The following is a 12516-nucleotide window of genomic DNA, read 5'->3' on the forward strand; positions in this document are numbered from 1 at the left end:
GCCGTCAGTCAACGCGCTGCCGGCGCTGAACAACGGGTATCTGACTTTCGGTAGTTTTAATCGGCAGAACAAACTCAGTCGCGCGGTGATTGCACTGTGGTCGCAATTGCTGCGCGCCTTGCCCGACTCGCGCATGGTGCTGGGCGGGATGTCTAAGGAGGGTCAATACGACACGCTGACAGCCTGGTTTGCCGAGGAAGGGATTGCATGCGAGCGGCTTGATTTTCATCCGCGTTCTGGCATGAATGCCTATCTGGCACTGCATCATCAGGTCGATGTCTGCCTGGATACGTTTCCATATAACGGCGGCACCACTACCTTGCATGCGTTGTGGATGGGGGTGCCGACACTGACGCTGGCCGGGAGCACGGTGGCGGGCCGCAGCGGGGCCGGGATTCTGGGGCATGTTGGGCTGGACGCATTTGTGGCGCAGGATGCAGCGGCATTCGTGCAGCAGGGTTTGTCGTTGGTTGCCGATTTTGCAGTGCTGGCGAGTTTGCGGGCCGGGCTGCGCGAGCGTTTTTTACAGTCGGTGCCAAGCCAGCCGGGAGTCATCGCCGCCGGTCTGGAGCGTGCGCTGCACATCATATGGCAACGCTGGTGCTCGGGCTTGCCGGCTGAATCGTTTGAAGTGAACCATGCCAGCATGCACAACACGCATAGCGTGATGCAAGAGGAAAAGACGTGACAGCACCCCACGAAATACCGCCGATTCATGTGACGCAGCCCTACTTGCCGCCACTGGCCGAGTTCATCCCTTACCTGGAACAAATCTGGGAAAATAAATGGCTGACCAATGGCGGCCCGTTTCATCAGCAACTGGAACAGGCGTTGTGCGACTACCTTGGCGTCAAACACATTGCGCTGTTTAGCAACGGCACGCTGGCGTTGATGACAGCCTTGCAAACGCTGCGCATCACGGGCGAAGTGATTACCACGCCGTATTCGTTTGTCGCCACCAGTCACTCCCTGTTATGGAACGGCATTCGGCCGGTGTTTGTCGATATTGACCCGGTCACGCTCAATCTTGACCCGGCCAAGATTGAAGCCGCCATTACGCCGCAAACCACCGCCATCATGCCGGTGCATTGTTATGGCCATCCATGCGATGTGGCGCGGATCCAGAAAATTGCCGACAACTATGGCCTGAAGGTGATCTATGACGCTGCGCATGCGTTTGGCGTGCAATCCGACGGCGTCAGCGTGCTCAACCACGGCGACCTGTCGGTGCTGAGCTTTCATGCGACCAAGGTGTTCAATACTTTTGAGGGTGGGGCGATTGTTTGCCATGACGCTAAAGCCAAACAGCGTATCGATAACCTGAAAAATTTTGGCATTGTGGATGAAGTCACTGTCGTTGCGCCCGGTATCAACGGCAAAATGAGTGAGATCAATGCCGCTTTCGGCTTGCTGCAACTCAAAGGCATAGACGCAGCGTTGCAACAACGGCAAGCAGTGGATGCCCGCTACCGCGCAGGATTGGCGGCGATCACCGGCATTCATTGCCTGCCGGACACTGGTGAATATGTCGCCAACTACGCCTACTTCCCGATTCTGGTGCGGCCTGAATATTCGATCAGTCGCGATGCGCTGTTCCAGCACCTGCGCGACTCTGGCGTGTATGCGCGGCGGTACTTCTATCCATTGATCAGCGATTTTCCCATGTATCGCGGCTTGCCATCGGCGGTGCAGTCAAATTTGCCGGTGGCGAGCAAGGCGGCAGGCGAGGTGATCTGCCTGCCGATTTTTCCAACGCTCACCAGCGAACAGGTCGATTTTGTTCTGCGCATCATTGCAGGGCAGAGTGACGCATGAGCAGACTAGCAATCATGCAGCCGTATTTTTTTCCTTACATCGGCTATTTCCAGCTCATCGCGGCGGTCGACCTGTTCATCGTGTACGACAACATCAAATATACCAAAAAAGGTTGGATTAACCGTAACCGCCTGCTGCAGAACGGCAAGGACGTGATGTTCTCACTGCCCTTGAAAAGCGACTCGGACTATCTGGATGTGCGTGACAGGGTGCTGGCAGCGGATTTCAACCGCGATAAACTGCTGAGCCAATTCAAAGGCGCGTACCGACGTGCACCGTATTTTGCACAAACGTTCCCGCTGGTTGAGCAGGTCCTAAGGTATGAAGATACGAATCTGTTTCGCTTTCTGCGCCACTCCATCGTCAAGACATGCGAGCACTTGGGCATCACGACGAAGATTAAAATTTCCTCTGAAATCGCCATTGACCATGATTTGAAGAATCAGGATAAGGTGCTTGCCTTGTGTGACGCGGTCGGCACGAGCACCTATGTGAATGCCATTGGCGGTATGGAGCTGTATCCAAGTGAAACATTCCAGAAGAAGGGGATTAACTTGAAATTCATTCAATCGAAGCGATTCGAGTATCCTCAATTTGGCAGTACGTTCGTGCCTTGGCTGTCAATCATCGATGTGATGATGTTCAATTCCAAAGAAGAGACGCTGGCGTGCATTACGGGCAATTTTGATTTAATTGAAAATGTTTCTAACGACTAAGTGGCAGACTCATTATGAAAAACACCCTCGATAATCATGTGCAGGCCTACCAAGGGTTGAGCATCTACGATTTCGACAACACAATTCAGTTGAAATGGTATCCGCAAAGAGTCGTGCAGTTCTCGAAAGGCGCGACTTCTCTGCTTGAGCTGGGGCTCGGACATGGAATCACAACGGGCGTTTTCGAGCAGCACTTTAAACGTCACGTTGTGGTGGATGCATCACCAGCTGTGATTGAAAATTTCCGTCAAAGATACCCGCGCACGAAAGTCGAAATTGCTGAATCCTATTTTGAGACATTCGACACATCAGAGCGTTTTGATGTGATCGTCTTTGGCTACATTCTGGAACATGTCGACGACCCAATAAGCATCTTGAAGCATTTTCGGAGTTTTCTGGCTCCCGGGGGGCGGATGTTCGTTACCGTACCTAATGCCGAAGTGCTGAATCGCAGGCTGGGCCATTTGGCGGGGCTGCTACCAGACATGCAGCAATTGTCGGATCATGATCTTTTGCTTGGGCATAAGCGTTATTACACCGTTGAGTCGTTGCAAAAGGATATTCAGCAAGCGGGCTACGAGATCCAACGTTTGGAGGGTATCTACCTTAAGCCTTTGACCACTAGCCAGATGATCTCGCTGAACTTGAATGAAGATGTCATTCAAGCGCTTTGTTTGGCGGCGATTGATTATCCAGAATTGTCCTGCGGCATTTTGGCGGAACTAGCGTTGTCGGACGGTTGAATGCCATGAACGAAAAACACCGTGTGCTGATCTTTCCAGCCGGATCCGAGATAGGGCTGGAGATCTACAACTCACTGAAGTACAGCCATCATGTGGAGGTGTTTGGTGCATCCGGCAAGAGCGACCATGCCTCTTTTGTCTATGAAGAAGATCACTACAGAGAAGACGCTCTCTATGTGGATCAGCCAGATTTCATCGAACGCTTTAATCGATTATTGTACACACTGAAAATAGAATTTGTTTATCCGACGCACGATACTATCACCTGTTTTCTGGCCGCGCATCAGTCTGAAATAGATGCGCAAGTGTTAACTTCATGTGCTGAGACAAATCGTATCGCCCGATATAAAAAGGAGACGTACAAGTCGTTCAAACAGTTCAATTTCTGTCCAGAGGTGTTTACTGAGCCGTATCACGAACTGACATTTCCTGTATTTTTGAAGCCGGATGATGGCCAAGGCGGGAAGGGAACTTACACAGCCGAATCCCAGGAGGACTTGGCGTTTTATTTGAGTAAGAACCCGCGTTTGTTGGTCACAGAGTTTCTTCCGGGTGAGGAACTCAGTGTTGATTGTTTCACGGATTTCAACGGAACGCTACAGTTCATCGGCCCCAGAACGCGGGAGAGGATTCAGATGGGCATTTCATTCCGATCCACTGCGGTGGAAGTGACGGATGAGATCCGGCATATCGCGCAGCGCATCAATGAAACGGTGTCATTGAGTGGAGCCTGGTTTTACCAGGTGAAGAAGGATCGTAGCGGGAGGTTCAAACTAATGGAATTTGCCCCTCGTCAGTCGAGCACGATGGGGCTATATCGGCATACCGGGGTGAATTTCGCGTTGCTGACGCTATTCAATGCAATGGGGATGCAGATTGAGATTTTGCAGAACAATTATGCTGTCCAGCTCGATCGATGTCTGCACAACCGCTTTAAAGCTGACTTGAAATTCAGGCGCGTGTATATCGACTTTGATGAAACTTTGGTTGTCGGCCGACATGTTCATGAACCTGCCATGGCCTTTTTGTATCAATGCCAGAACCATGACATACCTGTCGTGCTGCTTACCAAGCATCGCTACAACCTCATGGATACCTTGCGTAACTGTGGAATATCCGAGCATTTATTTGAGGACATCATTCAGATCTTGGACGTGCAGGATAAGTGGACATTCATCAATCCGGATGGAGCGATTTTTATCGATAACTATTGGTTTGACCGACGTGCAGTTAAAGAGAAATTTGACATCCCGGTATTTGATGTCGACGGCATTGAATGCTTACTTCGCTAAGGAGGGGGAATGCTCAAGTGGGAAAAGTTGGGGAAGATATTTAGTCCTAAGGATTTACTGAATGAAAGCTGGATGAAGGAGTTTGCACAATCTCCTTCCGTGTTGATCTTCGAGACGCACGTTAGGGTCTATTTTTGCTCCAGACCTGCGCCGACTCCGGATGGTCAATTTCAAAGTTTTTTGTCTTATATCGACTTGGATAGAGAAAATCTGCTTAAGGTTTTGAATGTGTGTAGTGAGCCCATCCTGACTCTGGGGGGGTATGGAACCTTTGATGAGTTTGGCACGAATCCGATCTCGGTGATTCGTGATCAGGATGAAATAAGGGTGTACTACGCAGGGTGGACCCGATGCGAGTCGGTTCCATTCAATGGCGCCATCGGGCTTGCCGTCAGTCATGACAAAGGTGAATCGTTCACTAGGTTGGGAGATGGCCCCGTTCTTTCATATAGCCCGGACGAACCCTTTCTATTAGGAAGTCCACGCATCCGGAAATTTGACGGAAAATGGCACCTTTGGTATGTATCCGGGAAAGAATGGTTGCAAACCGAAGGTAAGCCAGAACCAGTTTATAAGATTCGCATGGCATCTTCAGAAGACGGCATCAACTGGATCAAGTTGGGCAGAGATTTAATCGAAAGCAAGTTGGGAGAGCATGAGTGCCAAGCGTGTGCCGATGTGATCTTCCGTGACGGGAAATACCATATGTTCTTTTCTTATCGCTACAGCCATAATTACAAGGGTAAGGAAGGCGGGTACCGGATCGGCTATGCCTCCTCGGTTGATATGATCAATTGGAGTCGACGTGATGAGGTGGCTGGCATGGATGTTTCTGAAAGTGGCTGGGACTCAGAAATGGTTAATTATCCGCATGTGTTCATGCTCGACGGGGATACATACATGCTCTATCAGGGCAACGAGATGGGGCGCTCCGGTATCGGGTTGGCAAAGCTGGTGAGCCCCCAGAATTGGAGTCGTGTATGAAGTGGTCGAAACTGGGGAAGATATTTGATCCGACAGAGCATGCGCTGCCAAATAACTGCATTGAGTTCGCACAATCACCGCAAACCTTAATAATGAATGATCGTGTGAGAGTGTACTTTTCGACCAGGGTGAGAGACAGCATCGGAAAGTATTTGAGTCACGTCGCCTTCGTCGATTTTGACAAAAATATGCGGAATATCATTGGTACTGCAAATCACACCGTCATCGAATTGGGTGAGTTAGGTTGCTTTGATGAGCACGGGATATTTCCCATCAATGTGGTGAGAGACGGGGACAGAGTGCTTGCTTACACGACCGGTTGGAACAGAAAAGTGTCTGTTTCCGCTGATGCTTCCATCGGCTTGGCAATCAGTCGCGATAATGGTTTGACCTTTCAAAAATATGGCAAGGGGCCGGTACTGTCGGCATCGCTCAATGAGCCGTTTCTGATTGGTGATGCCTTTGTGGCTTTATACGAAGGGCTGTATCACATGTGGTACATCTACGGCACAAGATGGAAGAAATTCACAGAGACTGATCCGCCGGATCGCGTCTATAAGATTGCACATGCCACGTCTGATGATGGGGTCAATTGGCAACGGGAGGGGCGGCAAATTATCGCCGATAAATTGAATGCAGATGAATGCCAAGCGTTACCGACGGTTTTTCAGCGTGATGGTACGTACCATATGTATTTCTGCTACAGGCAGGCGCATGGCTTTCGGAAGCAGAGTGGCAAAGCATACAGGATCGGTTACGCCTATTCCAATGATCTGATCAATTGGGAGCGGAACGATAGCATGGCCGGGATAGATGTTGCTGAATATGGATGGGATTCGCAGATGCAATGTTATCCGCACACTTTCCAGTTGAATGAAAAGGTTTATATGCTCTACAACGGCAATGAATTTGGACGATCAGGATTCGGTCTGGCCGTGTTGGACGAATCGTGAAGGTGATTAGATTGGTGATGCAGAGAAAGGGAAGGAAATGACTGCAGGAAGGAACTATAACGATGAACTGGACGATGCGAAAAATTCAGGGAACGAAAAATATGCCTACAGTTTCGATTTCGATGTACTGCATCCTTATATGCTCAAATCGTTCGAGCCTTTCTTCAACAAGGGAAGTCTGCTTGAGCTGGGGAGCTACAAGGGCAATTTCACTAAAAGATTTATGCCGTATTTCGATGACGTGACCTGCGTCGAAGCATCGGATGTCGCCATCGATGAAGCAAAAAAAAATCTGGGCGACAAGGTGAAGTTCATCAATTCGCTATTCGAGAAAGCGAACCTGCCAAAGCGCTATGACAACATCGTGCTGACCCACGTGTTGGAACATCTGGATGACCCTGTGTTGGTATTGAAGCGTATCAATGACGAGTGGCTGGCGGAGAATGGCAGGTTCTTTCTGGTATGTCCCAACGCGAATGCGCCTTCTCGGCAGATCGCTGTCAAGATGGGGTTGATCTCTCACAATACCGCTGTCACGTCGGCAGAAGCCGAGCACGGGCACCGATGTACTTACACATTGGACACTCTGGAAAGAGATGCCGTTGCCGCAGGACTGCGGGTGGTTCATCGATCCGGCATCTTCTTCAAGGCACTGGCGAACTTCCAGTGGGATCGTTTGCTGCAAACGGACATCATCTCCAAGGATTATCTGGAGGGCTGCTACAAACTGGGGCAGCAGTACCCAGATTTGTGTTCAAGTATTTTCTTGATGTGTGAGCGCGGCGGCAACTCCCAAAATCCAGCGTGCGAAGTGCATGATAATTTTCGTTGAGGGACAGAAATTGAATCCGCCCAATAAAAAAAATAACAGTGAAGCAAAATCTATCTTGATTTTCCCGGGCGGGATGCCGCGTTCGCTGGAATATCTGCAAAAATGTCTGCGCGAGGGGCAATCCGTCATTGGTGCTTCATCGCTCGCGCATGATGTTTCGCGTGAAAAATATCCGGGATGGTTATCGCTTCCTTTTATCACGCAGCCAGAGTTTGACCAGGCATTAAAACGAGCCATTTCAGAATCGAATATCGGGGGAATTTATTCGCCCAATCCGGTGGTCTGGGACTATTTGAGTCGGGCGCTGGCAGAGCTGGCGCCAGGCGTGACTCTGGTGAACGATTCCCCGGTCAATGTGGAGTTGAGCGGCTATCGTGTCGCCCGCAACCATGCCCGCAGCCTGCTTGGCAGTCCGCTGCCGCTGGCTTCCAACGTTGCGGCTGCCCCGCCGATGTCGGAGATTGAACTGGCGGCCTTGTTTCGACATGCAGATGTCATTCCCGGCATGTGCGACCACGAAAAATTCTGTGTCCTGTGCGAAATTGCCCGCAGCAGCCCAGCCGGAGACATTGTCGAGATCGGCAGCTGGTGGGGAAAATCAGCCTTTATCCTGTCCAGGCTGGCGCGTTGTTACGCTATCGGCAAGCTGCTATGCATCGATCCCTGGTCGAATGCACATTTGGTACAGAACGATGGAAAAGGCATGGTGGATAAGGTATCCGCACAGGTGGATGCCGAGGAGGCGCTGGCCGTGTTTGAAATGAACCTGCTGCCTTACAACGCCAATCACGTGAACTATTTGCGGATGCCGTCGACCGACGGTGCGCGGCATTATCGTGCGCATAGGGATGTCACTACAGCATCGTTTGGAACCACGCGCTATGACGGCCGTATCGCGATTCTGCACATCGACGGCAATCACAGTTATGCGGCAGCCAAGGCCGATATTGCGGCTTGGAGCGGCTTGGTGGTGGCAGGCGGCTGGATTGTTGTGGACGACTATATCTGGCCGTATGGCGACGGTCCGCAAACGGCGGGCGACGAATTCCTGGCCGAACATCAGGACAAAATCGATGCCGCCTTCGTGATGGGAAGCGCGTTGTTTCTTCAGTTGTCCGCGTCGCTGGCCACAGATTAGAAGTCGTTAAATGGCCGTGGAGTTTCCAAACGTCTTAAATTGCGGCGATAGGTTGCCGGCATATTTGCTCCGTACCAGGATCAACTACCTTTAGTAACGATCGTTACGTCTTGTCCGCGAAAGTTGCGAAAGATACGAGCAGGATTGAGAGCACGATGAGTCTATCTAGGTAAGGAGTATCGTCATTTTAATGCGATTTTTCGCCAAATTTTACTGTGGTTAGAAAATATACTCCAATAAATACTGAGAATGCGGCAATGGCTTAATCGCATGCCAGTCTCAAGTGCGGTTTGGCCAGGTTAGCACAGCATAATCCGACGCGTTCCGCGCCATGCCGGATCAAATAATTGCAAATATTTTTGCGCTTGCCCTAGATATTTTCGAGTTGCCTGCCGATAACATCAACAACGAAGGCTTGCTTGTCTTGAAAATAGGTAAGCCAGACGTTGCGGCTAACTAGCCGGGTCCATCAACTTTAGTACACAGGAGTCGCACCATGTCCTCAGTCATCAATACCAATGCTCTCTCGTTGCTCACACAGAACAACCTGACCAAATCGGCATCTTCGCTGAACACCGCGATCCAGCGCCTGTCATCCGGCCTGCGCATCAACAGCGCCAAGGACGACGCCGCCGGCCAAGCGATCGCCAACCGCTTCAGCGCCAACATCAAGGGTCTGACCCAAGCGCAGCGCAACGCCAACGACGGCATCTCGCTGGCGCAAACCACTGAAGGCGCGCTGAACGAAATCAACACCAACCTGCAGCGCGTGCGCGAACTGACAGTGCAAGCCGCCAACGGCAGCAACTCTACTGCCGACAAGGCTTCGATCCAGGCTGAAATCACCCAGCGTCTGGCTGAAATCGACCGCACTTCGACACAAACTGACTTCAATGGCGTCAAGGTGCTGTCTTCCAACAACAACCTGAACGTTCAGGTCGGCGCCAACGATGGTGAAAGCATCAGTATCGGCCTCAAGCAAATCGACTCGACCAGCCTGAAGCTGAACAATCTCACCGTGTCGGCCAACGAGTTGAAGGTCGGCGGCAAGATTGATACGGTCGTAGATGCCAGTGCCGGTACCGGTTCGCAAACCGTCACGTTTGCTGCTGCAGAAGTCACGAAGTTGAATACGGCCAATGGCACTAGCCTTACGGCAGCCGATCTGTCCCTGCACGAAGTGCAAAATGCTGCTGGTGCTGGCACGGGCGTTTTCGTGGTGAAGGCGGGTGACCAGAACTATGCTGCTTCCATCGATCGCGCTACCGGCAACGTCACACTCAATACGGCCAGCGTTGACTTCACCAATACCGACGCTGGTGTCACAGCGCCGGTTACCGTGACAGGGCAACTGGTCAAGGTTAGTGCCGACGCCGCTGGTGTTACCTCCGGTGTGGTTACCATCCAGGGCAAGAACTACGCAGCTGCTGCTGCGACGATTGCCGATGCTGGAACGGCATCCGGTACTGTCGACGCTACAGGTACTACCATCGAGATCGCCAACGCTGCAGGCGGTACTACGGCTGAGTTCAAGGGCATGGCTACCATCGATCCGTTGAAGATGATCGATGCAGCGCTGAAGCAAGTCGACGATTTGCGCGGTTCGCTGGGCGCAGTGCAAAACCGTTTCGACTCGATCATTTCCAACCTCGGCACCACGGTAACCAACCTGTCTTCTTCGCGTTCGCGCATTGAAGATGCAGACTACGCAACCGAAGTGTCGAACATGACACGTGCGCAGATTCTGCAGCAAGCAGGTACCTCGGTATTGGCCAAGGCCAATCAATCGACTCAAGGCGTGTTGTCGCTGTTGCAATAATCCAGCGAAATCGTCGGCGCCCGGCAGTATTCTGCCGGACGTTGACGAGAATGGGGCGGCGGCCTGCGGGCCGTCGCTTGCAGGCAAGACGATCAGACAATCGGGCGCGTATTTTGCCCGATTGCGCTGCCCGGTCCCGCCTGAGTTTTTATTCAGGCGTGAGCGGGCAGCGCTTTTGACAGGAGTGGAGAATGTCGAATTCAATAGACCCAATCGGCGCTGGTGCCGGCGTGCAGCAGCTGCAGCAAAGCCAGAAAATAGCGCAGCCGGAAGCCAGTGGCAAGGCATCAGGCGCTGCATTTAATCCGCGCGCCGCCGGCGTGGCGGGCAAGACGTCCGCTGCACCCACACCGCCGGTGGCCAAAGCCGCTGTCGATGTCAAGGACGCCAGGGACATCGATACCGCCAAGCTCAGCGCGGCGCAGGCCGAGCAATCGCTGCAGGAAATCAATAAGGTGCTGGCCAGCCTGTCGATCAGCGTGCAGTTCCAGATCGATCCCGGATACAAGGACGTGATCGTCAAGGTGGTCGACCAGGACAGCGGCAAGGTGATCCGCCAGATGCCGTCCGAGGACGTGGTGCGCATCGCCAAGGCGATGGACAACCTGAAAGGCTTGCTGTTTGCCCAGGCTGTATAAATTTGGCAGGTCGGGTTAGCGGCTTCATCGCGTAACCCGGCATTTGCAGTCGCAGGAATGTCGGGTTACGCTACGCTAACCCGGCCTACGCGGCTGGTTTTGCGTAGTTACCGTAAATGAACGGAAAGAAAAGGATTACATATGGCTGCAGTTTCCTCTCTCGGCGTCGGCTCGAATCTGGACTTGGCTTCCTTGCTGACAAACATTAAGTCTGCCGAGCAAGCGCCGCTGGTGGCGCTGCAGCAGCAGCAAAAGAGTTATACCACCAAGCTGACCGCATACGGCCAGCTCAGCAGTGCATTGAGCGCGCTGCAGACCGCAGCTGCGGCACTATCCCAGCCGGCGCTGTTCCAAGGGGTGAAAGCCACTTCGAGCGCCACCGATGTGCTGACTGCATCGGCGCTGTCCACCGCGCAGAGCGGCACTTACACTGTGAACGTGACAAAGCTGACGCAAGCGCAGTCGCTGGCGGCGGCCGGAGTAGCCAGCAGCAGCACCAATATCGGCGATGGCAGTACGGTGACTAAGGTGCAGTTTGAATTCGGCACGACTTCCGGCGCTTCTTTTACTGCGGATGCCGCGCGCACCAAATCGATCGACATTGACCCTGCGCACAGCTCGCTGGCGGACATTGCCAAAAAGATCAATGACAGCGCCGATCTTGGCGTGGCTGCCTCGATCGTTAACGACGGCAGCGCCACGCCGTACCGGCTGGTATTGACCTCCAAGCAAAGCGGCGAAGCATCAAGCATGCGCATTACGGTGTCGGGCGACCCGGCTGATCTGGTCAATCCCAATGGCGATCCTGCCCTGTCGAGTTTGCTGACAAACGACCCGGCAGGACTGAAGCTGCAGCAAACCGCAGCCGCGCAAAATACCGAGCTGACCGTAAACGGCATTGCCATCACCAGCGCCACCAATAGCGTGGCGGGCGCGATCCAGGACGTCACGATGACCGTGTCCAAGCTCGGTGCCAGCACCTTGTCGGTGCAAAGCGATACCGCCAGCGTGCAAAGCGCGGTTGGCACGTTCGTGACCGCCTATAACAACTTGCAGGGCGTCGCCAAGCAACTGACCGCGTATGACGCCAGCAGCAAGTCAGGCGCTGTCCTGATGGGGGACTCGACCCTGCGCAATATCCAGGTTGGCATCCGCTCGGCGTTGACCAACGCGCAAACGGACGACGGCAGCGGCCTGACGATGCTGTCGCAGATCGGCGTCTCGTTCCAGAAGGACGGTACGCTGGCGGTCGATTCGACCAAGCTGACGGCTGCGCTTGGCAGCAAAATGAGCGGCGTGGCGAATCTGTTTTCCGGCGGTAGCGGCGGCTTCGGCACCAAGATGTCGTCGTTGATCAGCGGTTACACCGATACTACTGGGGTGTTGACGGCGGCGACCAAGGGCATCAACACGACGCTGGATGATCTCGGCAAGCGATACACGGCGATGTCGGACCGGATCGATGCCACTGTCGCGCGCTATAAAGCCCAGTTTACGCAACTCGATACGCTGATCAGCAGCATGAATCAGACCAGTGCCTATCTGACGCAGCAATTTAAAACTACGACTACTAGCAATTAAGGCCA

The 12516-nt window shown here is 52.9% G+C and carries 11 protein-coding genes and 1 pseudogene; all 12 read left to right on the forward strand.

What is annotated here, in order from left to right; translation table 11 throughout:
- Nucleotides 1-688: pseudogene (locus HMCN_RS17535) on the forward strand (glycosyltransferase); the annotation flags it as partial.
- Nucleotides 685-1815, forward strand: a complete 1131-nt coding sequence (gene vioA / locus HMCN_RS0109310) for a dTDP-4-amino-4,6-dideoxy-D-glucose aminotransferase VioA (RefSeq protein WP_025917131.1) — start codon at nucleotides 685-687, stop codon at nucleotides 1813-1815. The pseudogene HMCN_RS17535 and the gene vioA, both read left to right, overlap by 4 nt.
- Nucleotides 1812-2531 carry a WbqC family protein gene (locus HMCN_RS0109315; protein ID WP_025917132.1) on the forward strand — a complete coding sequence of 240 codons (720 nt, stop codon included), beginning with the start codon at nucleotides 1812-1814 and terminating at the stop codon, nucleotides 2529-2531. Before vioA ends, HMCN_RS0109315 begins: the two co-directional genes overlap by 4 nt.
- Nucleotides 2532-2545: 14 nt before the next feature.
- Complete coding sequence (locus tag HMCN_RS0109320; RefSeq protein WP_025917133.1) at nucleotides 2546-3274, forward strand: bifunctional 2-polyprenyl-6-hydroxyphenol methylase/3-demethylubiquinol 3-O-methyltransferase UbiG; 729 nt, start codon at nucleotides 2546-2548, stop codon at nucleotides 3272-3274.
- A 5-nt stretch (nucleotides 3275-3279) separates the two neighbouring features.
- A complete protein-coding gene (locus tag HMCN_RS0109325; protein WP_035626489.1) occupies nucleotides 3280-4566 on the forward strand; it encodes an ATP-grasp domain-containing protein in 1287 nt (428 codons plus the stop codon).
- Between the two features lie 9 nt (nucleotides 4567-4575).
- Nucleotides 4576-5550, forward strand: coding sequence for a glycosylase (locus HMCN_RS0109330; RefSeq protein ID WP_025917135.1), 975 nt, complete (start codon nucleotides 4576-4578; stop codon nucleotides 5548-5550).
- Nucleotides 5547-6503, forward strand: a complete 957-nt coding sequence (locus tag HMCN_RS0109335; protein WP_025917136.1) for a hypothetical protein — start codon at nucleotides 5547-5549, stop codon at nucleotides 6501-6503. The genes HMCN_RS0109330 and HMCN_RS0109335 overlap by 4 nt, the downstream gene beginning before the upstream one ends.
- Nucleotides 6504-6540: 37 nt before the next feature.
- Nucleotides 6541-7335, forward strand: a complete 795-nt coding sequence (locus HMCN_RS0109340) for a class I SAM-dependent methyltransferase (RefSeq protein ID WP_025917137.1) — start codon at nucleotides 6541-6543, stop codon at nucleotides 7333-7335.
- 10 nt (nucleotides 7336-7345) lie between these two features.
- Nucleotides 7346-8473, forward strand: coding sequence for a class I SAM-dependent methyltransferase (locus HMCN_RS0109345; RefSeq protein ID WP_155837514.1), 1128 nt, complete (start codon nucleotides 7346-7348; stop codon nucleotides 8471-8473).
- 496 nt (nucleotides 8474-8969) lie between these two features.
- On the forward strand, nucleotides 8970-10292 hold the full coding sequence (locus HMCN_RS0109355; RefSeq protein ID WP_025917139.1) for a flagellin: 1323 nt from the start codon (nucleotides 8970-8972) through the stop codon (nucleotides 10290-10292).
- 191 nt (nucleotides 10293-10483) lie between these two features.
- A complete protein-coding gene (locus HMCN_RS18285) occupies nucleotides 10484-10930 on the forward strand; it encodes a flagellar protein FlaG (protein ID WP_025917140.1) in 447 nt (148 codons plus the stop codon).
- Between the two features lie 141 nt (nucleotides 10931-11071).
- A complete protein-coding gene (fliD, locus tag HMCN_RS0109365) occupies nucleotides 11072-12511 on the forward strand; it encodes a flagellar filament capping protein FliD (protein ID WP_025917141.1) in 1440 nt (479 codons plus the stop codon).
- Nucleotides 12512-12516 lie beyond the last annotated feature (5 nt).

Origin of the sequence: Herminiimonas sp. CN (assembly GCF_000622895.1) — a bacterium.
Classification (GTDB): Bacteria; Pseudomonadota; Gammaproteobacteria; order Burkholderiales; family Burkholderiaceae_D; genus AVCC01.